28 protein-coding genes are annotated in these 25,539 nt (G+C 65.2%); 15 read left to right on the top strand and 13 right to left on the bottom strand.

Annotation, left to right across the window (positions count from 1 at the left end; genetic code table 11):
- Nucleotides 1–43: 43 nt before the first annotated feature.
- Nucleotides 44–1,510, bottom strand: a complete 1,467-nt coding sequence (locus HB681_RS18965) for a short-chain fatty acyl-CoA regulator family protein (RefSeq protein WP_213956418.1) — start codon at nucleotides 1,508–1,510, stop codon at nucleotides 44–46.
- 123 nt (nucleotides 1,511–1,633) lie between these two features.
- Between HB681_RS18965 and HB681_RS18960 the strand changes: the two genes are divergently transcribed.
- The 8 genes from HB681_RS18960 to HB681_RS18925 all read left to right on the top strand — a co-directional run bounded on the left by HB681_RS18960 (nucleotide 1,634) and on the right by HB681_RS18925 (nucleotide 10,210).
- Complete coding sequence (locus HB681_RS18960; protein WP_213956417.1) at nucleotides 1,634–2,035, top strand: acyl-CoA thioesterase; 402 nt, start codon at nucleotides 1,634–1,636, stop codon at nucleotides 2,033–2,035.
- Nucleotides 2,032–3,189: a 2-methylcitrate synthase gene (gene prpC / locus HB681_RS18955; RefSeq protein ID WP_213956416.1), complete on the top strand. Its 1,158-nt coding sequence runs from the start codon at nucleotides 2,032–2,034 to the stop codon at nucleotides 3,187–3,189. Before HB681_RS18960 ends, prpC begins: the two co-directional genes overlap by 4 nt.
- A gap of 2 nt (nucleotides 3,190–3,191) precedes the next feature.
- Complete coding sequence (gene acnD, locus HB681_RS18950; RefSeq protein ID WP_213956415.1) at nucleotides 3,192–5,801, top strand: Fe/S-dependent 2-methylisocitrate dehydratase AcnD; 2,610 nt, start codon at nucleotides 3,192–3,194, stop codon at nucleotides 5,799–5,801.
- Nucleotides 5,801–6,994 carry a 2-methylaconitate cis-trans isomerase PrpF gene (prpF, locus tag HB681_RS18945; RefSeq protein WP_213956414.1) on the top strand — a complete coding sequence of 398 codons (1,194 nt, stop codon included), beginning with the start codon at nucleotides 5,801–5,803 and terminating at the stop codon, nucleotides 6,992–6,994. Before acnD ends, prpF begins: the two co-directional genes overlap by 1 nt.
- A gap of 20 nt (nucleotides 6,995–7,014) precedes the next feature.
- Nucleotides 7,015–7,875, top strand: a complete 861-nt coding sequence (locus HB681_RS18940) for an isocitrate lyase/PEP mutase family protein (protein ID WP_213956413.1) — start codon at nucleotides 7,015–7,017, stop codon at nucleotides 7,873–7,875.
- A gap of 209 nt (nucleotides 7,876–8,084) precedes the next feature.
- The gene (locus HB681_RS18935; RefSeq protein ID WP_213956412.1) at nucleotides 8,085–8,279 is read left to right on the top strand and encodes an oxidoreductase-like domain-containing protein; all 195 of its coding nucleotides are present in this window, start codon (nucleotides 8,085–8,087) and stop codon (nucleotides 8,277–8,279) included.
- A 329-nt stretch (nucleotides 8,280–8,608) separates the two neighbouring features.
- Nucleotides 8,609–9,493, top strand: coding sequence for a 4-hydroxy-tetrahydrodipicolinate synthase (gene dapA / locus HB681_RS18930; protein ID WP_345944701.1), 885 nt, complete (start codon nucleotides 8,609–8,611; stop codon nucleotides 9,491–9,493).
- Nucleotides 9,494–9,523: 30 nt separating this feature from the next.
- Entirely contained in the window at nucleotides 9,524–10,210 is a 687-nt protein-coding gene (locus HB681_RS18925; protein WP_213956410.1) for an RraA family protein, read from the top strand.
- Nucleotides 10,211–10,315: 105 nt separating this feature from the next.
- Here HB681_RS18925 and moaD read toward each other — a convergent pair whose 3' ends face one another.
- The 6 genes from moaD to HB681_RS18895 are packed head-to-tail and all read right to left on the bottom strand — an operon-like array spanning nucleotide 10,316 to nucleotide 16,348.
- Nucleotides 10,316–10,567, bottom strand: coding sequence for a molybdopterin converting factor subunit 1 (moaD, locus tag HB681_RS18920; RefSeq protein WP_213956440.1), 252 nt, complete (start codon nucleotides 10,565–10,567; stop codon nucleotides 10,316–10,318).
- Nucleotides 10,567–11,817, bottom strand: a complete 1,251-nt coding sequence (gene glp, locus HB681_RS18915; protein ID WP_256354068.1) for a gephyrin-like molybdotransferase Glp — start codon at nucleotides 11,815–11,817, stop codon at nucleotides 10,567–10,569. The genes moaD and glp overlap by 1 nt, the downstream gene beginning before the upstream one ends.
- Nucleotides 11,810–12,355: a molybdopterin-guanine dinucleotide biosynthesis protein B gene (gene mobB / locus HB681_RS18910; RefSeq protein WP_213956409.1), complete on the bottom strand. Its 546-nt coding sequence runs from the start codon at nucleotides 12,353–12,355 to the stop codon at nucleotides 11,810–11,812. Before mobB ends, glp begins: the two co-directional genes overlap by 8 nt.
- Nucleotides 12,356–12,379: 24 nt before the next feature.
- A complete protein-coding gene (gene thrC / locus HB681_RS18905) occupies nucleotides 12,380–13,795 on the bottom strand; it encodes a threonine synthase (RefSeq protein ID WP_213956408.1) in 1,416 nt (471 codons plus the stop codon).
- A complete protein-coding gene (locus tag HB681_RS18900) occupies nucleotides 13,795–15,120 on the bottom strand; it encodes a homoserine dehydrogenase (RefSeq protein WP_213956407.1) in 1,326 nt (441 codons plus the stop codon). The genes thrC and HB681_RS18900 overlap by 1 nt, the downstream gene beginning before the upstream one ends.
- A 4-nt stretch (nucleotides 15,121–15,124) precedes the next feature.
- Complete coding sequence (locus HB681_RS18895) at nucleotides 15,125–16,348, bottom strand: pyridoxal phosphate-dependent aminotransferase (RefSeq protein ID WP_213956406.1); 1,224 nt, start codon at nucleotides 16,346–16,348, stop codon at nucleotides 15,125–15,127.
- A gap of 67 nt (nucleotides 16,349–16,415) precedes the next feature.
- Here HB681_RS18895 and HB681_RS18890 point away from each other — a divergent pair, with 67 nt between their 5' ends.
- The 7 genes from HB681_RS18890 to HB681_RS18860 all read left to right on the top strand — a co-directional run bounded on the left by HB681_RS18890 (nucleotide 16,416) and on the right by HB681_RS18860 (nucleotide 21,647).
- A complete protein-coding gene (locus HB681_RS18890) occupies nucleotides 16,416–16,802 on the top strand; it encodes an Mth938-like domain-containing protein (RefSeq protein WP_213956405.1) in 387 nt (128 codons plus the stop codon).
- 136 nt (nucleotides 16,803–16,938) lie between these two features.
- The gene (locus HB681_RS18885; RefSeq protein WP_213956404.1) at nucleotides 16,939–17,415 is read left to right on the top strand and encodes a peroxiredoxin; all 477 of its coding nucleotides are present in this window, start codon (nucleotides 16,939–16,941) and stop codon (nucleotides 17,413–17,415) included.
- 168 nt (nucleotides 17,416–17,583) lie between these two features.
- Nucleotides 17,584–19,380 (top strand): PhoH family protein, encoded by a 1,797-nt coding sequence (locus HB681_RS18880; RefSeq protein ID WP_213956403.1) that lies wholly within the window; start codon nucleotides 17,584–17,586, stop codon nucleotides 19,378–19,380.
- Nucleotides 19,381–19,663: 283 nt separating this feature from the next.
- Entirely contained in the window at nucleotides 19,664–20,035 is a 372-nt protein-coding gene (locus tag HB681_RS18875) for a VOC family protein (RefSeq protein WP_213956402.1), read from the top strand.
- Nucleotides 20,036–20,039: 4 nt separating this feature from the next.
- Entirely contained in the window at nucleotides 20,040–20,492 is a 453-nt protein-coding gene (locus HB681_RS18870) for an EVE domain-containing protein (RefSeq protein ID WP_213956401.1), read from the top strand.
- Nucleotides 20,493–20,499: 7 nt separating this feature from the next.
- On the top strand, nucleotides 20,500–20,952 hold the full coding sequence (locus HB681_RS18865; protein WP_213956400.1) for an MGMT family protein: 453 nt from the start codon (nucleotides 20,500–20,502) through the stop codon (nucleotides 20,950–20,952).
- Nucleotides 20,952–21,647 (top strand): YafY family protein, encoded by a 696-nt coding sequence (locus HB681_RS18860; protein ID WP_213956399.1) that lies wholly within the window; start codon nucleotides 20,952–20,954, stop codon nucleotides 21,645–21,647. The genes HB681_RS18865 and HB681_RS18860 overlap by 1 nt, the downstream gene beginning before the upstream one ends.
- A gap of 52 nt (nucleotides 21,648–21,699) precedes the next feature.
- Here HB681_RS18860 and dnaB read toward each other — a convergent pair whose 3' ends face one another.
- From dnaB to HB681_RS18830, 6 genes are all read right to left on the bottom strand, one after another.
- Nucleotides 21,700–23,106, bottom strand: coding sequence for a replicative DNA helicase (gene dnaB, locus HB681_RS18855; protein ID WP_213956398.1), 1,407 nt, complete (start codon nucleotides 23,104–23,106; stop codon nucleotides 21,700–21,702).
- A 181-nt stretch (nucleotides 23,107–23,287) separates the two neighbouring features.
- Nucleotides 23,288–23,740 (bottom strand): 50S ribosomal protein L9, encoded by a 453-nt coding sequence (gene rplI, locus HB681_RS18850; protein WP_213956397.1) that lies wholly within the window; start codon nucleotides 23,738–23,740, stop codon nucleotides 23,288–23,290.
- 13 nt (nucleotides 23,741–23,753) lie between these two features.
- A complete protein-coding gene (gene rpsR / locus HB681_RS18845; RefSeq protein WP_007830781.1) occupies nucleotides 23,754–24,035 on the bottom strand; it encodes a 30S ribosomal protein S18 in 282 nt (93 codons plus the stop codon).
- 18 nt (nucleotides 24,036–24,053) lie between these two features.
- On the bottom strand, nucleotides 24,054–24,356 hold the full coding sequence (gene priB, locus HB681_RS18840; RefSeq protein ID WP_213956396.1) for a primosomal replication protein N: 303 nt from the start codon (nucleotides 24,354–24,356) through the stop codon (nucleotides 24,054–24,056).
- Between the two features lie 4 nt (nucleotides 24,357–24,360).
- On the bottom strand, nucleotides 24,361–24,738 hold the full coding sequence (gene rpsF / locus HB681_RS18835) for a 30S ribosomal protein S6 (protein ID WP_213956395.1): 378 nt from the start codon (nucleotides 24,736–24,738) through the stop codon (nucleotides 24,361–24,363).
- Between the two features lie 104 nt (nucleotides 24,739–24,842).
- Nucleotides 24,843–25,316 (bottom strand): hypothetical protein, encoded by a 474-nt coding sequence (locus HB681_RS18830; protein WP_213956394.1) that lies wholly within the window; start codon nucleotides 25,314–25,316, stop codon nucleotides 24,843–24,845.
- Between the last annotated feature and the right edge of the window lie 223 nt (nucleotides 25,317–25,539).

The following is a 25,539-nucleotide window of genomic DNA, read 5'->3' as shown; positions in this document are numbered from 1 at the left end:
TTCGCACCAGTAACCGCGACTCCGTGGGTCCTGCGAACCGGCGCTAACCGGTGGCCTTGCCCTTGCGTGCGGGTGGCGGGGCTCCGGGCTGGCCGCCCGCCACCGCATACGGCGTGAACCGGCTCTCGTTCTCGTTCACGTCCAGCGGCCGGCCGACGAAGGGGAAGGCCCGCTGCGGGCACGCCATCCGCTCGCACACCTTGCAGCCCATGCCGATGGGCGTCGGCACCTCCGGGTCCTTCAGGTCCAGCCCCTTGGCATAGACCAGCCGCGGCGCATAGCGCACGTCGCAGCCCAGCCCGATCGAGAAGGTTTTGCTCGGTGAGCCGTAGCCGCGCTGGCCGTGCGAGACGGTTCGCGCGATCCAGAGGTAGGCCCGGCCATCGGGCATGCGTGCGAGTTGCGGCAGGATGCGCCCCGGCTGCGCAAAGGCCTCATACACGTTCCACAGGGGACAGGTGCCACCAGTCTTGGAGAAGTGGAAGTGCGTGGCCGACTGGCGCTTGGAGATGTTGCCGGCCCGGTCCACGCGGATGAAGAAGAAAGGCACGCCCGGTGCATCGGGCCGCTGCAACGTGCTCAGGCGGTGGCAGACGGTCTCGAAGCCGACGCCGAAGCGTCGCGCCAGCTGGTCGATGTCGTAGCGGAGGTTTTCGGCAGCGCCGAGAAAAGCCGCGTAGGGCAGCAGCAAGGCGCCTGCAAAGTAATTGGCCAGTCCGATGCGTGCCAGTCCGTGCGCCGCGGCGTCGCCAAAGCCTGCGCTTTCGACCAGCGCCTCAATGAGCGCCGACTGCTCCAGCAACGCCAGTTGCGTGGCGAGCTGGAAAGCCTGCTGCCCTGGTTCCAGACTGGATGACAGCCGAAGCACGCGGCTGGCCGGGTCGTATCGGCGCTGGCTGAGCTCCGCCCCTTCGTCGGACGGCACCACGCGCACCCCATGCTGCTTCATCAGCCTCCCCATCAGCCACTCACCCAGCGGTCCGCCGTGTGCGCGTGCCTCGGCGGCCAGCGTTTCCGCCGCGCTGTCCAGCGCGTCGAAGTAGTTCTGGTTGGCAAAGAAGAAGTCTCGCACCACCTCGAAAGGCATCGGGCGCCCACGCGCCAAGTCGCCGCGCCCGTCGCCCAGCTCGGTGGACATGGCTTCAAGGCGTTCCAGCGCCTCCTGATGGCGTCGATGAAGCGCGATGAGTGCGTGGCCCACGGCAGGCATCTGCGAGGCGATTTCCGTCAGCTCGGGCAACGCGATGACTTCGCCGCCGGGGTTGTCCGCCACGGCCTCGCGCATGTCGGCAACGAGCCGCGCTTCCTCGTCGTCGGAGAACTGCTGCACGTCGACCCCGAGCGTGCGGCTGATCTTGAGCAGCACCGCGACCGTCAGGGGCCGCTGGTTCTGCTCCAGCTGGTTCAGGTAGCTGGGCGACAAGCCGAGCGCGTTTGCGAGCGCCACCTGGCTCAGGCCGCGCTCGGCGCGGAGTTTGCGCAGGCGCACGCCCATGAAGGTCTTGCGCATCAGGTGTCACTCCAAGCCAGAGTCTTATCATTCGCAATCTTCGCAACTTGACGGTTTTTCATTCGCAATCATTCGCCATTTCAGTCCTTCATTATGGCGCCTGCTTTGCGTATATTGCGAAGCATGACTGAAGAAACTCCCACCATCGAGGTCGCCGAAATCGTGTTCCCCGAGCACGCGAACCACTACGGGACGCTGTTCGGCGGCAATGCCCTGCTTTTGATGTCCAAGGCCGCCTTCCTGGTGGCGCGGCAGCACGCGAAATCGGATGTCGTGATGGCCCGCTGCGTCGACGCGCAGTTCGTGGCGCGCGTGCCGGTCGGCAGCGTGCTGCGCCTGCGTGCTTTCGTGAGCCGCGTCGGCCGCAGTTCGATGACCGTCTGCGTCACCGGCATGGCCGAGCGCTTCGGCGAAGAGGCCGAGATGGCGCTCAACGGCGTCTTCGAGATGGTGGCAGTCGATGCCCAAGGGCGGCCTGCCCCGATTCCCCACACCTACCTGAAAAAAGAACTGGAGATTGCATGAACGACCTCGCGTCGCCCAACGGCTTCAAGCCGAAGAAATCCGTTGCCCTGTCGGGCGTGACCGCCGGCAACACCGCGTTGTGCACCGTCGGGCGCACCGGCAACGACCTGCACTACCGCGGTTACGACATCCTCGACATCGCCGAGGTCTGCGAGTTCGAGGAGATTGCGCACCTGCTGGTGCACGGCAAGCTGCCGACGGCCGCCGAACTGCGCGCCTACAAGGACCGGCTGAAGGCCATGCGCGGCCTGCCCGCCAGCGTCAAGCAGGCGCTGGAGCAGTTGCCGGCCGGCGCGCACCCGATGGACGTGATGCGCACCGGCGTCTCGACGCTCGGCTGCGTGCTGCCCGAGAAGGACGACCACAACCTGCCCGGCGCGCGCGACATTGCGGACCGCCTGATGGCCTCGCTCGGCTCGATGCTGCTGTACTGGTACCACTGGTCGACGCAGGGCAAGCGCATCGAGGTGGAGACCGACGACGACTCCATCGGCGCGCACTTCCTGCACCTGCTGCATGGCCGCAAGCCCTCCCCCAATTGGGAGCGCGCGATGCACACCTCGCTCAACCTCTACGCCGAGCACGAGTTCAACGCCAGCACCTTCGCCGCCCGCGTGGTGGCGGGCACCGGGGCGGATGTGTACTCGGCCGTCACCGGCGCCATCGGCGCGCTGCGCGGCCCCAAGCATGGCGGCGCCAACGAGGTCGCCTTCGAGATCCAGAAGCGCTACGACTCGCCCGACGAGGCCGAGGCCGACGTGCGTCGCCGCGTGGAGGCCAAGGAAGTCGTGATCGGCTTCGGCCACCCGGTCTACACGGTGAGCGACCCGCGCAACGTGGTCATCAAGGGCGTGGCAAAGACGCTGTCGCAGGAGGCCGGATCGACCAAGATGTTCGACATCGCCGAGCGCCTGGAGGGCGTGATGTGGGATGCCAAGAAGATGTTCCCCAACCTGGACTGGTTCAGCGCCGTGAGCTATCACATGATGGGCGTGCCCACCGCCATGTTCACGCCGCTCTTCGTCATCGCGCGCACCTCGGGCTGGGCCGCGCACATCATCGAGCAGCGCATCGACAACAAGATCATCCGCCCGAGCGCCAACTACACCGGCCCGGAAGACCTCGTCTTCGTGCCGATCGGCGAGCGAAAGTGACCATGAACACCCAATACAGAAAAAGACTGCCCCACACGACGCTCGACTACTTCGATGCCCGCGAAGCGGTCGACGCGCTCCAACCCGGCGCCTGGGCCAGACTGCCGTACACCTCGCGCGTGCATGCCGAGAACCTGGTGCGCCGCTGCGACCCTGCCATCCTCAGCGAATCGCTGCTGCAACTCATCGAACGAAAGCGCGAGCGCGACTTCCCCTGGTTTCCCGCGCGCGTGGTGTGCCACGACATCCTGGGACAGACCGCGCTGGTGGACCTGGCCGGCCTGCGCGACGCGATCGCCGACATGGGCGGGGACCCGGCCAAGGTCAACCCCGTGGTGCAGACGCAATTGATCGTCGACCATTCGCTGGCCGTCGAGTTCGCCGGCTTCGACCCGGACGCTTTCGCGAAGAACCGCGCCATCGAAGACCGCCGCAACGAAGACCGCTTCCACTTCATCGAGTGGACGAAGAAGGCGTTCAAGAACGTCGAGGTGATCCCGCCGGGGAACGGGATCATGCACCAGATCAACCTGGAGCGAATGAGCCCCGTGGTGCACGCGAAGGACGGCGTGGCCTACCCCGACACGCTCGTCGGCACCGACAGCCACACGCCGCATGTCGATGCGCTGGGCGTGATCGCGATCGGCGTCGGCGGGCTCGAAGCGGAGAGCGTGATGCTCGGCCGCGCATCGTGGATGCGCCTGCCGGACATCGTGGGCGTGGAACTCACCGGCAAGCCGCAGCCCAGCATCACCGCCACCGACATCGTGCTGGCGCTGACCGAATTCCTGCGCAAGGAGAAGGTGGTCGCCGCGTACCTCGAGTTCTACGGCGAGGGCGCGTCGGCGTTGACGCTGGGCGACCGCGCGACCATCTCCAACATGACGCCGGAATTCGGCGCCACGGCGGCGATGTTCTCCATCGACCAGATGACCATCGACTACCTGCGCCTGACCGGGCGCGAGGACGAGCAGGTGCGGCTGGTCGAGCTCTATGCCAAGGAAGCGGGCCTGTGGTCCGATGCACTGGCGACCGCCGAATACGAGCGGGTGCTGCGATTCGACCTGTCCTCGGTGGTGCGCAACATGGCCGGGCCATCGAACCCGCACAAGCGCCTGCCGACCTCGGACCTGGCGGCGCGTGGCATCGCGGCCAAGTGGGAGCAAGTCCCCGGCAAATTGCCCGACGGCGCGGTCATCATCGCCGCCATCACCAGCTGCACCAACACCAGCAACCCGCGCAACGTCATCGCGGCCGGCCTGCTGGCACGCAACGCCAACGCGCGTGGGCTTGTGCGCAAGCCGTGGGTCAAGTCGTCCCTGGCGCCCGGCTCGAAGGCGGTGCAGCTCTACCTCGAAGAAGCCGGCCTGCTGCCTGAACTGGAGAAGCTGGGCTTCGGCATCGTGGCCTTCGCCTGCACCACCTGCAACGGCATGAGCGGCGCACTCGACCCGGCCATCCAGCAGGAAGTCATCGAGCGCGACCTGTACGCCACGGCCGTGCTTTCGGGCAATCGCAACTTCGACGGCCGCATCCACCCCTATGCCAAGCAGGCCTTCCTGGCCTCGCCGCCGCTGGTGGTGGCCTATGCCATCGCCGGCACGGTGCGCTTCGACATCGAGAAGGACGTGCTGGGCATCGACGCCGCCGGCCAGGCCGTCACGCTCAAGGACATCTGGCCCAGCGACGAAGAGATCGACGCGATCGTCGCCGAGAGCGTGAAGCCCGAGCACTTTCGCCGCGTGTACGACCCGATGTTCAAGATCCGCGTGGCCAGCGACGAGAAGATCAGCCCGCTGTACGACTGGCGCCCGCAAAGCACCTACATCCGCCGCCCACCGTACTGGGAAGGCGCGCTGGCCGGCGAGCGCACACTCCGAGGTATGCGCCCGCTGGCCGTGCTTCCCGACAACATCACGACCGACCACCTGTCGCCCTCCAACGCCATCATGATGGACAGCGCGGCCGGCGAGTACCTGCACAGGATGGGCCTGGCGGAAGAGGACTTCAACTCCTACGCCACGCACCGCGGCGACCACCTGACCGCGCAGCGCGCGACCTTTGCCAACCCGCAACTCGTCAACGAGATGGCCGTGGTCGACGGCAAGGTCAGGAAGGGCTCGTTGACCCGCATCGAGCCCGAGGGCTTGGTGGTGCGCATGTGGGAAGGCATCGAGACCTACATGCAGCGCAAGCAGCCGCTCATCATCATCGCCGGCGCCGACTACGGCCAGGGCAGCTCGCGCGACTGGGCGGCCAAGGGCGTGCGCCTGGCGGGCGTGGAAGCCATCGTGGCCGAGGGCTTCGAGCGCATCCACCGCACCAACCTGATCGGCATGGGCGTGCTGCCGCTGGAATTCAAGCGGGGCGTGAATAGGCTGACGCTGGGCATCGACGGTACCGAGACCTACGATGTGGTGGGCGAACGCCGCCCGCGCGCCGAGCTGACACTGATCATCACGCGCCGCAATGGCGAACGCCTCGAAGTGCCCATGACTTGCAGGCTGGACACGGCCGAGGAAGTGTCGATCTACGAGGCCGGCGGCGTGCTGCAACGCTTTGCGCAGGACTTCCTTGCATCCACCCACCAAGCTGAACCTCAGGCTGCCTGATGCCACACCTTCCACAGATCAAGATCCCCGCCACCTACATGCGTGGCGGCACCAGCAAGGGCGTGTTCTTCTGCCTGCACGATCTGCCCGCGACCGCGCAGGTGCCGGGGCCCGCGCGCGATGCGCTGCTGATGCGCGTGATCGGCAGCCCGGACCCCTACGGCAAGCAGATCGACGGCATGGGCGGATCCACTTCGAGCACCAGCAAGACGGTGATCCTGTCGAAGAGCACGCGGCCCGGCCATGATGTCGACTACCTGTTCGGCCAGGTGTCCATCGACAGCGCCTTCGTCGACTGGAGCGGCAACTGCGGCAACCTGTCGGCCGCCGTCGGCCCCTTCGCGATCAGCAACGGCCTGGTCGATGCCAGCCGCGTGCCGCGCAACGGCGTGGCGGTGGTGCGCATCTGGCAGGCCAACATCGGCAAGACCATCGTCGCGCATGTGCCGATCACCGAGGGCGCGGTGCAGGAGACCGGCGACTTCGAGCTGGACGGCGTGACCTTCCCGGCCGCCGAGGTGCAACTGGAATTCATCAACCCCGCCGATGAAGGCGAGGGCGAAGGCGGCGGCGCCATGTTCCCCACCGGCCGGCTGGTCGACGATCTTGAGGTTCCCGGCGTCGGTACCCTCAACGCCACGCTGATCAACGCCGGCATCCCGACCATCTTCGTGGACGCCGAATCCATCGGCTACACCGGCACCGAGTTGCAGGACGCCATCAACGGCGATGCCAAGGCGTTGGCCAAGTTCGAGGCCATCCGCGCCCACGGCGCGGTGCACATGGGGCTGATCCAGAACGTCGACGAAGCCGCCAGGCGCCAGCACACGCCCAAGGTCGCCTTCGTCGCCAGGCCGAGGAGCTACACCGCGTCCAGCGGCAAGGCGATCGCGGCCGGCGACGTCGACCTGCTGGTGCGCGCCCTGTCCATGGGCAAGCTGCACCACGCGATGATGGGCACGGCGGCCGTGGCCATCGGCACCGCCGCCGCCATCCCCGGCACGCTGGTGAATCTGGCGGCGGGCGGCGGCGAGCGCACGGCCGTGCGCTTCGGCCATCCCTCCGGCACCTTGCGCGTGGGCGCCGAGGCTGCGCTCGTCGACGGCCAATGGACGGTCACCAAGGCCACGATGAGCCGCAGCGCACGCGTGCTGATGGAAGGCACGGTCCGCGTGCCCGCCGACAGTTTTTGAATCCCTGAGGAAATCCAGCAATGTCCACCCGCAAACAACTCAAGGTCCTGGCCGAAGCACGCCGCGGCGTGATCGTGCCCGGCGCGTTCAACGCGCTGTCGGCCAAGGTCATCGAAGACCTGGGCTACGAAGCCGTCTACATCACCGGCGCCGGCGTCACCAACATGTGGTTCGGCATGCCGGACCAGGGTTTCATGGGCCTGCACGAGATCGCCGACCACACCGCGCGCATCCGCGACGCCGTCAACCTGCCGCTGATCGTCGACGCCGACACGGGTTTCGGCAATGCGCTGAACGTGCGCCACACGGTGCGCGTTCTGGAACGCGCCGGCGCCGACTGCATCCAGCTCGAAGACCAGGTCGCGCCCAAGCGCTGCGGCCATTTCTCGGGCAAGGAAGTCATTTCCACCGAGGAGGCCGTCAGCAAGATCAAGGCTGCGGTGGATGCGCGGCACGACCCGGACTTCCTCGTCATGGCCCGCACCGACGCCTGCGCCACGCAAGGCTTCGAAGCAGCGATCGAGCGCGCCCAGCAATTCGCCGAGGCCGGCGCCGACATCCTCTTTGTCGAAGCCGTCACCACGGCCGAGGAGATTCGCGCGCTGCCAAGGCGCCTGTACAAGCCGCAGTTGATGAACATGGTGATCGGTGGCCGCACGCCGATCTTTGGCGCAGAGGAACTGGGCGAGTTGGGCTACGGCATCGTGCTGTACGCCAATGCCGCGCTGCAAGGCGCCGTGGCCGGCATGCAGAAGGCGCTGACCGTGCTGCGCGAGACCCGGCGCATCGACGAAGACCCGGCCTTGGTGACGCCCTTCGCCGAACGCCAGCGTTTGGTCGGCAAGCCGGAATGGGATGCGCTGGAGAAACGCTACACGTAGATGAAACATCCCGACGAAAGCAACGTTCGGTGCCAATCGAGGCGCTGAGTCGGGGACGCTTGGAGGGGGATACCCACCGCCCTCGGACCGCGCCCCCGTCCGAGTTTCATACGTCGCAGAAGACGCCCGGCGTCATGGGCCACTGAAATGAGCGCCTGCTACACCTGCGTCGCCATCAAGGCCACCACAGACCCGTTACTGTTGCGTCAATGACATCGCCAACTGCACAAGACCCCGATCCGATGCCCCAGGCGCCCGAGCAACCCGACCTGGATGCTTGCTGCGGCGATGGCTGCAACCCCTGCATCTTCGACCTCTACGATCTGGCCATGGACGAGTATCGGCAGGCTTTGCGTGCATGGCACGCCCGGCACCCGGAGCCGATCCCGCTCAAGCCCCAATGACCCCTCTCGACCATCAAGTCGAGGTCGTGTGTCCGGAAGGCTACGCGCGGCGTCTGGCCCATGGCAAATCTGGCGCTTGCGCCGCAAGCCGTAGTACATTGCGGGCCATGTCTCCCCGGCTCCTGCTTCTCCAATCGCCTTCTGCGGAAGGCTTGGACTTCGCACGCATGGGTGGCAAAGCCAAAAAACCAAAGCTCGTCTGACCGGAGCCTCGGTTCCGTCGTCGGATGAGCGACGGAACCAGCAGGAGCCCTCCCGGCCCCCACGTGTTGATGTGCGCGCATCCGACGATGGTTCATTCCATCGGTCGATTCCTGAAAGGAAACTGCGTGTCCATCGATTCTTCATTCACTCCCGATTTTTCCGGCCTCTGGGTCCCGCTTGTCACGCCCTTCGAGGGCGATGCGGTCGACCATGCGGCGCTGCGCGCGTTGGTCCGGCGGTTGGTGCCCGCAGGCATTGCAGGAACCGTGGTCTGCGGCTCGACCGGTGAAGCCGCTGCGCTCGACGAGCGCGAGCAAATGGCCGCCCTTGCCACCGTCGCCGGCGCCGCACCGGAATTGCCGCGCGTCATGGGCATCTCCGGCTATCACCTCGGCCAGACGCTCGAATGGGTGCGGCACCTGAACCGCGAGCCGCTGGCCGGGCTGCTGGTGCCACCACCGCACTACATCCGGCCGTCGCAGCAAGGGCTCGTCGACTGGTTCACAGCCATCGCCGATGCGAGCACGGCGCCGGTCCTTGTCTACGACATCCCCTACCGCACCGGCGCGACGCTGGAACGCGCCACCCTGCTGGCGCTGGCGGCGCACCCGAACATCGTCGGGGTCAAGGATTGCAGCGGTGATGCCGACAAGGTCCGCACCCTGATCGCGGACGGCCGCCTCCAGGTGCTGGCCGGCGAAGACGCACAGATCTTCAGCACGGTCGCGGAAGGCGGCGTCGGCGCCATCGCGGCCAGCGGGCACCTGCAGACGGCGCGATTCGTCGATGTCATCCAGCGGCTGCGCGAAGGCCGACTCGCCGAGGCACGGTCGCTCTGGCAACCGCTGCTGCCGCTGATCGAATGCCTTTTCGCGGAGCCGAACCCGGCGCCGATCAAGGCTGCGCTGGCGCTGGAAGGCCTCATGGGCGACGCCCTGCGGGCCCCCATGACCGGCGCGTCCGAGTCCATGCGTGTTCGCCTGCATGCGCTGCTGGCCGCGCTTGCGTAGCATCGTCCGACACCCAACTCCGGAGACATCATGAGCGACCACAGCGATGCAACCTTGTTCCAGCAGATGCGCGACGAACTCTTCGTCGCCGCGGTGGGAGACGTGCTCGACACCATGGGCTACCAGCACCAGTTCCTGCCGCCCGGCATCACGCCGCTGGACAAGTCCATGCGCATCATCGGCCGCGCCATGCCGGTGCTGGAGGCGGACGTCATCAACGACGGCACGAAATCGAAAGGCCCGCTCTCGGGCAAGTCCTTCGGCCTGATGCTGGAAGCGCTCGACGACCTGAAGCCGGGCGAGATCTACATCGCCACCGGCGCATCGCTGCGCTACGCCCTGTGGGGCGGCCTGATGTCCACCCGCGCACAGCACCTGAAAGCGGCAGGCGCCGTGCTGGACGGCTACGTGCGCGATGCCAACGAGATCGAAAGCCTCGGCTTCACCGTGTTCTGCCGCGGCACCTACGCGCAGGACCAGGGCGTGCGCGGCCAGGTCATCGACTACCGCTGCACCATCGAGATCGACGGCGTGCGCATCGCCCCCGGAGACCTGCTCTTCGGCGACCGCGAAGGCGTCATCGTGATACCGCGCGCGGTCGAAGCGGAGGCCGTGGCCAAGGCGCTGGAGAAGGTGCGAACGGAGAACAAGGTCGCCGACGCGATCCGCGGCGGCATGAGCGCGTGCAAGGCGCTGGAGATCTTCGGCGTGATGTGAATCCGCCGAAGCACCGCAGAACAGGCCTTGCCGGGCTGCTGGTGCTGCCCCCGGCAGGGGGGAGGAGAAGCGCACGAAGTGCGCGGAGCCTGGGGGCGAGCTCGTTTACCCGCCGGTGACCGGAGGGAAGAACGCGACTTCGCTCCCGTCCTTCAATGCCGCATCCTCGGCGCTCATGAGCTGGTCCAGGGCCATGCGCACTGCCTTGCCACGCGCAAGCGCGCTCGCATAGGGCTCGCCGCGCCCGATCAATTCGTCGCGCAGGGCGGCCAGCGTGGACGCTCCGGTCTCCACCGTCTCGCTGCCCTTGCCGAGCGCCTCGCGCACCGAAGCGAAATAGCGAACCGTGACGCGCATCATGCGAGCAGCGAAGCGAACGAGATGAACTGCACGATGTCGCCGGACCTGAAGGGTTGGCCCGCAGGCGTGTCGATGACGCCGTCGCCCCAGACCGCTGACGTGAGCACGCCTGAACTCTGGTTCGCAAACAGGTCGAGCCCGCCCTTCGCATTGCGGCGCGCGCGCAGGAACTCGCGACGCTTGTCCGCGCGCGGCCAGTCGAAATCGGCCCGCACGGCGATCGGCTGCGGCGCGACGCGCGTCGCGCCCTGGAGCGTGAGCAGGAAGGGACGCACCAGCAGCATGAACGTCAGATAGCTCGACACCGGATTGCCGGGCAATCCCGTCACATGTGCGTTGCCGATGCGCCCATACGCAAACGGCTTGCCCGGCTTCATCGACAGCGACCACAGCTGCAATTCGCCGAGCGCCTGCACGGCGGCCTTGATGTGGTCCTCTTCGCCGACGGAAACGCCGCCCGTCGTGATGATCACGTCGTTGGTTTCGGCCGCGCGCCGCAGCGCGTCGATCGTCGTCTCTCGGTTGTCCGGCACGATGCCCAGGTCATGGACCTCGCAGCCCAGCCGGTTCAGCAGCGCACGCATGAAGAAGCGGTTGGAGTTGTAGATGGCACCGGGCTTCATCGCCTCGGGCGCCACCTCGCCGGGCATCACGAGTTCGTCGCCGGTCGACAGCAACGCGACACGCGGGCGCCGGGCCACTTGCAGGCGGTCCATGCCGACGCTGGCCGCCAAGCCGAGCGCCGCAGGCGAAAGGCGCTCGCCGCGCGAGAGCACCACGTCGCCGCAGGCGACGTCTTCGCCGGCGCGACGAATCCATTGACCGGTGGCCGGCACCAGGTCGATCTGCACCCGGCCCAGCGAACCCTCCTCTGGCAAGGCCGTCGTGTCCTCCTGCATCACCACCGCGTCGGCACCGGCGGGGATCTGCGCCCCGGTGAAGATGCGCGCAGCCGTGCCCGCGGCCAGCGGCACGCCGACCGTACCGGCGGGAATGCGCTGCGCGACCGTGAGCACCGCGCCGGGCGCACCGCAGTCCGCGACGCGCACGGCATAGCCGTCCATCGAACTGTTGTCGCGCGGCGGCACGGTGAGCCCCGACACCACTTCCTGCGCAAGCACACGCCCATCGGCCTCGAAGGTCGACACCGATTCGCTGCCGATCACCGGAACAGCCTTCGCGAGCAGCGTGGCGAGCGCCTCGTCGAGCGGCATCAAGGGCGGGCGTTTGGAAGGAGCTTCAGACATGATGGTCACGGTTGTATTCGAAGCGCGTACCGCTGTCGATCAGCCATTGCCCGATGGCCTCTGCGTCATTGAGGTCGAACAACGGCAGGCTCGTTGGCAACGGCAAGGATTCGGGCGTATCGGTCGCGATGGCGGCGACGCGTTCGTCTTCGACATAGCAAGCCGGCCGCTCCGTCTCGCCTTCGGCCGTCGCCCGCCAGACCTCGATCTTCGGCAGGTCGCTCTGCTTGAATCCCTCGACCAGCACCCAGTCGACACCGGCGTCCAGTTCGGCAACAAGTTGATGCACCGAGAGTTGTGCCGGCTGCTCGAACTCGCGCATCAGCGCCAGGCGGCGGTCTGACGCCACGACGACTTCGAATGCACCGGCCTCTCGATGGCGGAACGTGTCCTTGCCCGGATGGTCGATGTCGAACTTGTGGTGCGCATGCTTGACCACCGACACGCGCAGTCCGTGCCGCTTGAGCACGGGAATCAGGCGTTCGACGAGGGTGGTCTTGCCGGCACCGGAATAGCCGGCGAAGCCGATGACTTTCATGCCGGATGGGCGCCGGGCCCCTGCTCAGTCACAGTGCGCGGCGATGTACGACTTGACGGCCTTCGCATCGGCGGGCAGCGACATGACCCGCTTGGGCAGCGACTCGATGCCGATGAATCTCTTCGGCCGGTCGGGCTCGTGGCCCAGCGCCTCGACGATGGTTTCGGCGAACTTGATTGGCAAGGCGGTTTCAAGCACGACCATCGGGACACCCGGCACCAGGTGCTCGCGCGCGGCCTTGAGCCCGTCGGCCGTGTGCGTGTCGATGAGCGTGGCAAAGCGCTTGTCGGTGTCGCGGATGGTAGCGAGCCGGTCGGCATGGGTGCTGCGGCTGCTGCGGAAGCCGAAGCGTGCGGCAGCCTGCGCGAAGGCCGGGTCCTGGCTCAGGTCGAAGCGGCCGGTCTTGCCGAGTTCGTCTTCGAACAAGCCACGCAGCCTTGCGCCGTCCCGCCCGACCAGGTCGAACACGAAACGCTCGAAGTTGCTGGCTTTGCTGATGTCCATCGACGGGCTCGACGTCTCGTGCGTGTCGGCGGCCGAACGCACGCGGTAGACGCCGGTGCGGAAGAACTCGTCGAGCACGTCGTTCTCGTTGGTGGCGACCACCAGCGTCTGGATCGGCAGGCCCATCATGCGCGCCACGTGGCCTGCGCACACATTGCCGAAGTTGCCCGAGGGCACGGTGAAGCTCACCGGCTTGTCATTGCTCGCCGTCGCCTGGAAATACCCCGCGAAGTAGTAGACGACCTGCGCCAGCAGGCGCGCCCAGTTGATCGAGTTGACCGTGCCGATCTTGTACTTGCGCTTGAAGTCCAGGTCGTTCGACACCGCCTTGACGATGTCCTGGCAATCGTCGAACACGCCGGCGATCGCGATGTTGTGGATGTTCGCGTCTTGCAGGCTGAACATCTGCGCCTGCTGGAACGGGCTCATGCGGCCTTCGGGCGAGGTCATGAACACGCGCACGCCATGCTTGCCGCGCATCGCGTATTCGGCCGCGCTGCCAGTGTCGCCGCTGGTCGCGCCGAGGATGTTGAGCTCTTCGCCGCGGCGCGCCAGTTCGTACTCGAACAGGTTGCCGAGCAACTGCATTGCCATGTCCTTGAACGCGAGCGTCGGGCCGTTCGACAGCGCTTCGAGGTACACGCCGTCCTCGAGCTCGCGCAGCGGCACGATCTCTTCGGTGCCGAAGACTTCGGCGGTGTACGTCTTCGCGCACAACGCCTTCAGGTCGGCGGCCGGAATGTCGTCGATGTAGAGCGAGAGGACTTCGAAGGCCAGTTCGTGATACGGCAGCTTGCGCCACCTGGCGAGCGTTGCCGTGTCGACTTGCGGATAACGCTCGGGCAAGTAAAGGCCGCCATCGGGCGCGAGCCCTTCGAGCAGGATGTCGCAGAACTTGCGCGGCGTGGTGTCGCCGCGGGTCGAGAGATACCGCATCAGCTCAACTCTTCCTTGCGAATCCGCACGATCGGCGCCAGCACCGTCGGCAGCGCCTGCAACTCCGCCAACGCGTCGTCGACCGTGCCTTCGCGCGTGTCGTGCGTGAGGATGATCAGGTCGGTCTGCGTGGACCCCTCGCCGCCGACTTCGTCGGCTTCGCGCTGCAGCACTGCATCGATGCTGATGCCGGCACTGGCCAGCAACCCGGTCACCTTCGCCAGCACGCCGGCCTCATCGGCCACGCGCAGGCGCAGGTAGTAGCTCGTCACGACTTCGCGCATCGGCAGCACGTCGAGGTGGTCATTCATCGCGTTCGGATGGAAGGCCAAATGCGGCACGCGCTGCGCCGCATCGGCCGTGTGCAGGCGCGTGATGTCGACCAGGTCGGCGATCACCGCGCTGGCGGTCGGCTCGCTGCCCGCCCCCTTGCCGTAGTAGAGCGTGGTGCCGACCGCGTCGCCATGCACCACCACCGCATTCATCGCGCCTTCGACGTTCGCGATCAGGCGCTTGGCCGGCACCAGGCTCGGATGCACACGCAGCTCGATCCCGCCCTTGGCGCGCTTGGTGATGCCCAGCAGCTTGATGCGATAACCGAGCTGTTCCGCGTACTTGATGTCCTGCGCCGCCAGTTTGGTGATGCCCTCGACATGCGCCTTGCTGAACTGCACCGGGATGCCGAACGCGATCGCGCTCATCAGCGTGACCTTGTGCGCCGCATCCACACCTTCGATGTCGAAGGTCGGATCGGCTTCGGCGTAGCCCAGGCGCTGCGCTTCCTTCAGCACGGTGGCGAAATCCAGGCCCTTGTCGCGCATCTCGGACAGGATGAAGTTGGTCGTTCCGTTGATGATCCCGGCGATCCACTGGATGCTGTTGGCGGTCAGGCCTTCGCGCAGCGCCTTGATGATCGGGATGCCGCCGGCCACCGCCGCCTCGAAAGCGACCATCACGCCCTTCTGCTGCGCGGCCTCGAAGATCTCCGTGCCATGCACGGCCAGCAACGCCTTGTTGGCCGTGACCACGTGCTTGCCCGCGGCGATGGCTTCCATCACCAACTGCTTCGCGATGCCGTAGCCGCCGATGAGTTCGATGACGATGTCGATGTCGGGGTTGGCGATCACGGCACGCGCGTCGCTCACCACCTGCACGCCCTCGCCCACGGCCGCCTTGGCGCGAGCGGTGTCGAGGTCGGCCACCATCGTGATCTCGATGCCGCGGCCGGCGCGGCGCTTGATTTCTTCCTGGTTGCGCTTGAGGACGTTGAACGTGCCGCTGCCGACGGTGCCGATGCCCAGAAGGCCGACCTGGATGGGTTTCATGGATTCAGTCATTTCGATTGCGATAGCGCTCAAGGAACTTGGCGATGCGGTTCACCGCTTCGCGAAGGTCTTCTTCATGGGGCAGGAACACGATGCGGAAATGGTCCGGCGTGGCCCAGTTGAAGCCGGTGCCCTGCACCAGCATGACCTTGGTTTCCTTGAGCAGTTCGAGGAAGAACTGGCGGTCGTCCTCGATCGGATAGATCTTGGGGTCCAGCTTGGGGAACATGTAGAGCGCCGCCACCGGCTTGACGCAGGTCACGCCCGGGATCGCGGTGATCAGCTCGTAGGCCAGGTCGCGCTGGCGGCGCAACCGGCCGCCTTCGCCCACCAGGTCGTTGATGCTCTGGTAGCCGCCCAGCGCCGTCTGGATCGCCCATTGCCCCGGCACGTTGGCGCACAGGCGCATGTTCGAGAGCATGTTGAGCCCCTCGATGTAGTCCTGCGCCCGCTTCTTGTCGCCCGACACCACGAGCCAGCCCGCCCGGTAGCCGCAGGAGCGATAGCTCTTCGAGAGCGAATTGAAGGTGAGCGTGACCACGTCGTTGCTCAGGCTGGCGATGGCCGTGTGCTTGACGCCGTCGTAGAGCACCTTGTCGTAGACCTCGTCGGCGAAGATCACCAGGCTGTGCTCGCGCGCGATCTGGATGATCCCCTTGAGCAGTTCGACCGAATACAGCGCGCCCGTCGGGTTGTTCGGGTTGATGACCACGATGCCCTTGGTACGCGGCGTGATCTTCGAGCGGATGTCGTCGAGACTCGGCATCCAGCCGTCGGCCTCGTCGCAGATGTAGTGCACCGGCCTGCCGCCTGACAGGCTCGACACCGCCGTCCACAGCGGATAGTCGGGCGCGGGCAGCAGAAGTTCGTCGCCGTCGTTCAGCAGCGCATTGGTCGCCATCGCGATCAGTTCGCTCGCGCCGTTGCCCAGGTAGATGTCATCGAGCGTGACGCCGGCAATGCCCTGCTTCTGCGTCTCATGCATCACCGCCTTGCGTGCGGCGAAGATGCCCTTGCTGTCGGAATAACCCGCCGATGCCGGCAGGTTCCGGATCATGTCCTGCTGCACCTCTTCAGGTGCGTCGAAGCCGAATATCGCGAGGTTGCCGATATTGAGCTTGATGATTTTTTGACCCTCTTCCTCCATTTGCTTGGCCGCATCCATGATCGGGCCACGGATGTCGTAGAGCACGTTGGCGAGCTTGGTCGATTTCTTGAGCGTTTTCAAAGGCCCTCCCGGGCGGCTTGTCACTGGGGAAAACCTATAATTTGACCACAGTTCCACACCCCATCTGATGAAGCTCCAGCCCGACAAATCCGACACCCAAACCATCACTGCACACGGCCCGGGCTGGGTTGCGATCAACAACGAGAAGGTCGGTCACAGCGTCGTGGTCGGCTCTCGCGGCGAGCGTTTTGCCTGGGACTGCGAACGTTTCGAGGACTTGAATTCCTCGCATTTCGCGCAATTTGCATCACTGGGCGCCGAACTGGTGATTTTCGGCAGCGGTGTGCGCATTCGCTTCCCCCAGCCGCAATGGCTACAGCCGTTGATGGCCCTGCGCACAGGGGTGGAAACGATGGATACCGCCGCAGCCTGCCGTACCTACAACATCCTTGCGGGTGAGGGACGGCACGTCCTGGCGGCGCTGCTGATCGAGAGCCCAGCCGCGGGAGACTGAGGCATTTCGGGGTAAAATCATGGGTTGCGAAAAAGGCTGGCGGGCGCTCACCGCGGGCGCCCAAGGCCGTCCCGGCGGTTTTCGGTAAGCAACGGCCAATCTTCCCTCGGGAACCATAACGGAGAAAACAAGTTTCATGGCGATCGTTGTCAACAAACCCATTCCCGAGTTCGAATCCAACGCGACCGGTGGCATCAAGGTCTCGAACACCTCCCACCTCGGCCACGTGTTGGTGATGTATTTCTACCCGAAGGACAACACACCCGGTTGTACCACCGAAGCCATGCAGTTTCGCGACCGCTACAAGGACTTCGTGAAGGCCGGCGCCACGGTGTTTGGCGTCTCGCGCGACAACATGAAGTCGCACGATGAATTCAAGGCCAAGCTCGAGCTTCCTTTCGAACTCATTGCCGACACGGAAGAAAAAATGTGTCACATGTTCGGCGTGGTCAAGAACAAGATCATGTATGGCAAGAAGGTCAAGGGCATCGAGCGCAGCACCTTCCTGATCGGCGCCGATGGCATCCTCAAGGCTGAATGGCGCGGCCTCAAGGTACCCGGGCATGTCGACGACGTCCTCAAGGAAGTCAAGGCGCTCAAGAAGGCAGCCTGAAACAGTATGTTTCAATCTCGCCACGCGCGAGGTTGACGTGGTAATGCGGCGTGTATAGTGGCCTAATGCTGTTGATCGCAACAACCGCGCTCCCCCAAAAAAGCCGCCCGGCTCGCCAGGCGGCTTTTTTATTTTCTGGTTCCATCACCTTTGCGAGCACACCACTCCATGCCCCTGCCCCCCGCCCCCACGAAGCGTGCCGCCCTTCTTTCGCCCGACGCGCTTGACGCGCCTGCGCATTCGTCATCCAAGCCCTCGCGCCGCAGCAGCGGCAGCCGGCACGCAGAGAATGCGCGCGGCGTGGCGCCGCAGCCGCTGGAATTGTTCGACACCCGCGCGAACGAAGCCGGTGGCCCGGCGTCGAACGAGGTGATGCACCAGGTCGAAACCAAGCCGCGCCCACAACCGGCGCCGGAGCGCATCGTCGAAAGGGCTCCCGAGCCGATGCAGGCACGCGGCCCGCAAGAGCCACTGCCAGTGTCCGTTCCCGCGCCGATCGCACGGCCCAAGGCGGCGCCGCAGGAAAGCCGCCCGCGCCGTGCCAAGTCGAACGGCCCTGCCAAGCTCTTCGTGCTCGACACCAATGTGCTGCTGCACGACCCGATGTGCCTGTTCCGATTCGAGGAACACGACATCTACCTGCCGATGATCGTGCTCGAGGAACTCGATGGCCACAAGAAGGGCACGACCGAGGTCGCACGCAACGGCCGCCAGACCAGCCGCACGCTCGATGCGCTTGCTGGCGCCAAAGGCGCGGACATTGCGAAGGGCCTGCGACTCGACACCACTGGGCATACGGGTGCCGGCGGCAAGCTGTTCTTCCAGACCGAGGTGATGGACTTCTCGCTGCCGAGCAGCCTGCCGCAGGGCAAGGCCGACAACCAGATCCTCGGCGTGGTGCACGCGTTGCGCGACCTGTACTCGCAGGATCGCCCCGGCCATCCGAAGCAGGAAGTGGTGCTGGTGTCCAAGGACATCAACATGCGCGTCAAGGCGCGCGCGCTGGGTCTTGCCGCAGACGACTATCAGAACGACAAGACGCTGGAAGACGGCGACCTGCTCTACTCCGGCTCGCTCGCGCTGCCGCCCGACTTCTGGACGCGCCAGAGCAAGACCGTCGAGAGCTGGCAGAGCGGCAGCACGACTTTCTACCGGATCACCGGCCCGATCGTTCCGAATCTCTACATCAACCAATTCGTGTACTTCGAGGCACCCGGCGAGCCCAGCATGTACGCCCGCGTCACCGAGATCCGCGACAAGACCGCGGTACTCAAGACGCTGAAGGACTACAGCTCCGCCAAAAACGGCGTCTGGGGCGTGTCGACCAAGAACCGCGAGCAGAACTTCGCGATGAATGTGCTGATGGACCCGGAGATCGACTTCGTCACGCTGACCGGCACGGCCGGCACCGGCAAGACGCTGATGGCCCTGGCCTCCGGTCTGACGCAGGTGCTCGACGACCGGCGCTACACCGAGATCATCATGACGCGCGCCACCGTGAGCGTCGGCGAAGACATCGGTTTCCTGCCCGGCACCGAGGAAGAGAAGATGGGCCCGTGGATGGGCGCACTCGACGACAACCTCGAATTCCTGGCCAAGGGCGACGGTGGCAGCGCCGGCGAATGGGGCCGCGCGGCGACCAACGAACTGATCCGCTCGCGCATCAAGATCAAGAGCATGAACTTCATGCGAGGCCGCACCTTCCTGAACAAGTACGTGATCGTCGACGAGGCGCAGAACCTTACGCCCAAGCAGATGAAGACGCTCATCACGCGCGCGGGTCCGGGGACCAAGATCATCTGCATGGGCAACCTGGCGCAGATCGACACGCCCTACCTCACCGAGGGCTCGTCCGGCCTGACCTTCGCGGTCGACAAATTCAAGGGCTGGCCGCACGGCGGGCACATCACGCTGGCACGCGGCGAACGCTCGCGGCTGGCCGATTTCGCCAGCGAAGTGCTCTGAAATCAAGGATCGGGATCGGGTAGCCGAACGCAGAAGGAAGACAAAGGAACGCAAAAGTCGCAGAAGGAGAGAGCTTCCATCTTTTCTTTGTTTTTTGCGACCTCTGCGAGCCTTTGCGACTTCTGCGTTCGGTTCCCGCATCTCGCCAGCACTCCACAATGGGCCCGCTCGTCGCCATCGACGCAGTGGGCTTTTTTGCGACCGGGTGACAGGCTACTGACAATACGCTGTCAGCAGCACCCTCGCACCATGCGGGCTCCCTTCCAACGAAAGAGAGTTTGAAATGAGCAATGCGATCAACTGGTTCGAAATTCCCGTCGCCGACATGGACCGCGCGCAGCGCTTCTACGAGACGGTGCTGGGCCGCTCCTTGCGACGCCAGGATTTCGGCGGTGAACACCTGGCTGTGTTTCCGTACGATGCGCCGGCCACCGGCGGCTGCCTGCAACTCGGCGCCAACGCGAGCGCGGCGCCCGGCGCGGGCATCCGTATCTACCTCGACTGCATGCCCAGCATCGACGCCGCGCTCGCCCGCATCGAAGGCGCCGGTGGTCAAGTCGTTTCGCCGAAATTCGAGCTGCCGCAGGCTATCGGCTTCATTGCCCACATGCGCGACACCGAGGGCAACGAGGTCGGCCTGCACGCGACGGCCTGAGATCATGACGGCACCCCGCAACTGGATCGCCATCGCCAGCGCGGAACATGCGCGCATGGGCCGCGATCATCAGCCGGTCGGCTTCATGCAGGTCGGCCATGGCAAGGGCGCGCCGCTGAAGCGCGTCGCGCCCGCCGACAGGATTGCCTACTATTCGCCGGCCACAGTGTTCGGCGGCGCCGACAAGCTGCAGAGCTTCGTCTCCGTCGGCATCGTCCAGCCCGGCGAGCCGTACACCGCCGAAATGGGCAACGGCTTCGTGCCATGGCGTCGCGATGTCAGGTATGCCAAGGCAACGGAGACGCCGATCGCACCGCTCATCGAGTCCTTCGATTTCGTCGAGGACCCGAAGCGCTGGGGCGCCAGGTTCCGCTTCGGACTGTTCGAGGTCAGCGCGCACGACATGCGCCTGATTGCCGACGCGATGCGGGCCGACCTGCCATCGCTGGCGCTTTGACTCCCGAATGACCGCGCCGAAGAAGAGTTGGACGAGCCGCCTCGCCAGCTATCCGCACCTGCCGAATGTGAAACCCATACCGTTCGCGATGCGCGCGCGCCGCGGCGATGGCACCATCGCCACGCCCTCGCCGCAGGAAGTCGAGGCGGCGATGCGCGGCGTGCCCGAGAGTCGGCTTGCCACCGTGTTCGGCATCGGCGAGGACATCGCGGCGCGGCACCATGCGACCATCGGCTGCACGGTGACCACCGCGATCTTTGCGCACATGGTGGCGCATGCCGTCGAGGAAGCGCAGGGAACGACACCGTGGTGGCGCACACTGAAGATCGGCGGAGAACTCAACCCCAAGTATCCCGGTGGCATCGAGTCGCAAATGCGCAAGCTCGAGGCAGAAGGCCACACCGTCGTGCAGCGCGGCAAGCGCTTTTTCGTCGAAGACTACGAGAGACGACTGATCTGATGCGCCGCGCCGATCGTCTTTTTCAGATCGTGCAACTCATCCGCGGACGCCGCCTGACCACGGCCGCGTTCCTGGCGCAAAGGCTCGAAGTTTCGCAGCGGACGATCTATCGCGATGTGGCGGACTTGCAGCATCAGGGCGTGCCGATCGAGGGCGAGGCGGGCGTCGGCTACCGGCTTGGCGCGGGCTTCGAGTTGCCGCCATTGATGTTCACGCAGGATGAGGCCAGCGCACTCGTGGCGGCCGCGCGCCTCGCGCAAAGCTGGGTCGACGCGGCGATGGCGCGCGACATCGAAAGCGCGCTCGGCAAGATCCTGTCGGTACTGCCGCCCGCGGCCCGCATCTCGGCCGAAGCCATCGCCCTCTATGCGCCGGCGCTGGCGCTCGACGACGCCACGCGATCCCGCTTGCAGACGCTGCGCGAAGCCGTGCATTCGCGCCAGAAGCTGCACCTGGTCTATCGCGACCTGAGCGACGCGCCGAGCGAGCGCACGGTGCGTCCGCTGGGTTGCTTCTATTGGGGCAAGGTCTGGACGCTCTCGGCCTGGTGCGAGATGCGCAACGACTTCCGCGGCTTCCGGGTCGATCGCATCGACATGGCCGAGCCGTTGGCGCAACGCTTCCACGACGAGCCCGGCAAGACCCTGGCGGACTTCATGCGCAAGGTGCGTGCCGAGCGCAACGTGGCCGGATAGAACCGTTCACATGCGCTGGCGGAGATCACCAGGCCGAAGGGACGGCATCGCCCTAGTAATCATGCCCGCCATACCCGGCAAGGTTCTCGAACTTCGTCAGCGGCTTCAGGAACGCCAGCTTCACCGTGCCGGTCGGGCCATTGCGGTGCTTGCTGATGATGACTTCCGCAACACCGGGCTCTTTCGAGTCCTTGTTGTAGTAGTCGTCGCGGTAGATGAACATGATCAAGTCCGCGTCCTGCTCGATGGCGCCGGATTCGCGCAAGTCGCTCATCATCGGGCGCTTGTCGGTACGGCTTTCAACACCGCGGCTCAGCTGCGAAAGGGCGATGACCGGGCACTTCAGTTCCTTGGCCAGCATCTTCAGGCCGCGCGAGATTTCACCCACCGCCGTGGCCCGGTTCTCGTCGTTCATCGAGCTCGACACGCTCATGAGCTGCAGGTAGTCGACCACGATGAGGCCGAGCTTGCCGTACTGGCGCGCGAGCCGGCGCGAGTTCGCGCGCAGTTCACTGGTCGTGAGGCCGGGCGTCTCGTCGATGTGCAGCGAGATGGTTCGCAGCTTCTCGATGGCTTCCGTCAGGCGCGGCCATTCCTCGTCGGTGAGCTTCCCGGTGCGCAGGTGGCCCTGGTCGATGCGGCCGATCGAGCCGACGATGCGCACCGCCAATTGCGAGGCGCCCATTTCCATCGAGAACACGGCCACCGGCAGGCCTTCATTGAGCGCCACGTGCTCGGCGATGTTGATCGCGAGCGAGGTCTTGCCCATCGACGGGCGCGCGGCCAGCACGATCATGTCGCCCGGTTGCAGGCCCGAGGTCATCTTGTCGAACTCATCAAAGCCGGTGCGGATGCCGGTGATGTCGTTCGGGTTGTCGGCCATCTCGGTCACGCGGTCGAGCAACTCGACCACGAGTGAATCCATGCTCTGGAAGCCCTGCTTGCCGCGCGTCCCCTCTTCCCCGATGTGGAAGATCTTCTGCTCGGCCTCGTCCAGGATCTTGTCGACCGGTTTGCCTTGCGTGTTGAAGGCATTGGTCGCGATCTCGTCGGCCGCGCTCACCAGCTTGCGCAGGATCGAGCGCTCGCGAACGATCTCGGCATAGCGGCGGATGTTGCTCGCGCTCGGTACGTATTGCGCGAGCGAGTTGAGATAGGCCAGGCCGCCCATCTCGTCGGCCTTGCCCAGGCTCTGCAGGTTCTCGAACACCGTGATCACATCGGCCGGCTTGCTGCCGTTGATCAGGGTGCTGATCGCCGTGTAGATCAGCTTGTGTTCGTAGCGGTAGAAGTTGCCTTCCTCGAGCAGGTCGGCGACGCGATCCCACGCGCCGTTGTCGAGCAGCAACCCCCCCAGCACGCTCGACTCGGCCTCGATCGAATGGGGCGGGATGCGCAGTTGTGCGACTTGGCGATCGGCCGACGAGTCATTGTCGGCATAGGAAAAAACGGCGGACATGGAATTCCTTGCAACCCGACATGCTAAGGCGCACGGCAGCTTGCGTCATGGGATAACGCTGTGGATAAACAGTGGGATTTCGGTGGAGCGCAAAGGACAACCTGCGCGCCACAAGACAAAGGCCGCCCGAAGGCGGCCTTTGGTTCGAAGCCACCCGAAGGCAGCCCCTGATCAGCGTGACTTAAGCGGTTTCGCCGTACACGGTGACGGTGATGTCGACCACCACGTCGGTGTGAAGTGCAACGCTCACGGTGCTGTCGCCAACGGTCTTGATCGGGCCGTTGGGCATGCGCACTTGCGACTTCACGACCTTGTAGCCTTGCTTGTTCAGCTCTTCGGCGACGTCGTGGTTGGTGACCGAGCCGAACAGGCGGCCGTCGACGCCAGCCTTTTGCGTCAGCTTGATGGCGGTGCCACCGAGCTTCTCGCCCTGAGCTTGCGATTCGGCCAGCTTGGCGGCCGCAGCCTTTTCGAGTTCGGCGCGCTTGGCGGCGAATTCGGCCTTGTTGGCTTCGGTGGCGCGACGGGCGCGGCCCGAAGGGATCAGGAAGTTGCGGGCGTAGCCGTCCTTGACCTTGACGATGTCGCCGAGGGCGCCGACGTTGACGACCTTGTCCAGAAGAATGATTTGCATGGTGTCTGGCTCCTTAGACGCGGTGCTGGTCGCTGTACGGCACCATGGCCAGGAAGCGTGCGCGCTTGATGGCGGTGTTGAGCTGGCGCTGGTAGATCGCGCGCGTGCCGGTCAGGCGTGCGGGGATGATCTTGCCGTTTTCGCTGATGAAGTCGCGCAGCGTGTCGATGTCCTTGTAGTCGATCTCTTCGACGCCAGCGACGGTGAAGCGGCAGAAGCGCTTGCGCTTGAACAGCAGCGACTGGGTGTTGCGCTTCGGGCGCTTGTCTTTGTTGAATTTCTTGAACGTGGCCATGGTTGGACCTCTGAAAAATTAATCTTGCTGAAAATCCTGGATGTGCAAAACCGGATGCTTGCCGTTCCCCGGAGTGGCAAGGAAGCCCTGAAACAACCAGAGACTTCCCATCGCCTGCCTTGCGAGTCGCTCGGCTATTGCGCCGAACGCCACGGCCTTGAGGGCCGCCTTCACCTGCCTTGGTTTTCCGGCCTCTTCGACAGTCGACTCGTGTTCGAGCTTCAGGTCGATGGCGGGCAATCCGGCAGGCGTGTATCGCAAGGTTCCGAGTTCGGCGACGCAGGCAGTCAGGCGGACCTGGTTGGCTGCGGCAGCCTTCACGCCATCAGTTGTTGTTGGCGGCAGCGTATTCGGCCTGTTGAGCCTTGCGGGCTTCTTCGCGCTCGACCGTCTTCATCATCGACGAAGGACCGGTGTCGGCCTTCTTCTTCTGGACGGTGAGGTGGCGCAGCACGGCGTCGTTGAACTTGAACGCGTGTTCCAGTTCGGCCATCACAGCTTGTTCAGCCTCGATGTTCACGCACAGGTAGTGAGCCTTGTTGAGCTTGTTGATCTGGTAGGCCAACTGGCGACGGCCCCAGTCTTCAACGCGGTGGATCTTGCCGCCGCCGGCCGTGATCAGGCCCTTGTAACGCTCCAGCATGGCCGGAACTTGCTCGCTCTGATCCGGGTGGATCAGCAAAATGATTTCATAGTGACGCATGGCGCTCCTTATGGGTCTTCCCTGGGGAAGGGGTTAAGCCACCCGCAGCGTCGTGCGCGGTGTGGCAAGGCAAAGCCGATTATTATAGCCCGGTTTTAGCGGCCTCAGGTTCCCAACGCGTTATCGAGTTCCGCGGCCCTGTCCGGCCCGACGGCAGCGCGGATCCTGGGGGCCAAAGCGAGCAGTTCCTCGTAACTGGACGTGCCTTCGACCGCCAGGTTGAGCCTGAAGCCACGCAGGCCCAAGCTGCCGGAGAGGCGCGTCGCGATCGGATACGCAGCCTTGTATCGGTCCTGGGCAGAGCGACCGTCATTGCTCGCCTCAGCGGTGACGATGACTGGCGAAGCGACGACCTCACCCAGCACGACATCGTGCGTCACGCCGTTGATCGCCCTGAGCATGCCGAGCGAAACCATCTCGTCCAGGTCTTCGCGTGCAATGTTCACGCCGGCAGCTTGAACTTCTTCGATGGTGCGCTTGCCGTCGCAAAGGAAGAATGCCGAGCGCTGGCGGGGCGTAAGCCGGATCGTCCGGTCCCTGAACGCCTGTTGCCCGGCTTCGGTCTTCACGAGAATCATGGCTATCTCTCACGCGATTTGATTCGCAGGAGCCGTGCGGGGTCTTGCGCCCATGGCAAACGGCAGACTTCCATTCCCTGATGACATAGAAGTCTGACACCAAACTGGCAACAAGTTGCAAATTGACACAATCAGTCGCGGCAAATAGCGTCGCAGTGTGATCGATTGCGTAGCGCGAGCAACACAGCGCGTGTCGCCCGGCCCGGCCCGCCTCAGCCCGGGC

The organism is Variovorax sp. dw_954, assembly GCF_018449755.1.
In the GTDB taxonomy this organism is placed as follows: domain Bacteria; phylum Pseudomonadota; class Gammaproteobacteria; order Burkholderiales; family Burkholderiaceae_C; genus Variovorax.
This window is presented reverse-complemented; position numbering and strand designations above follow the sequence as displayed.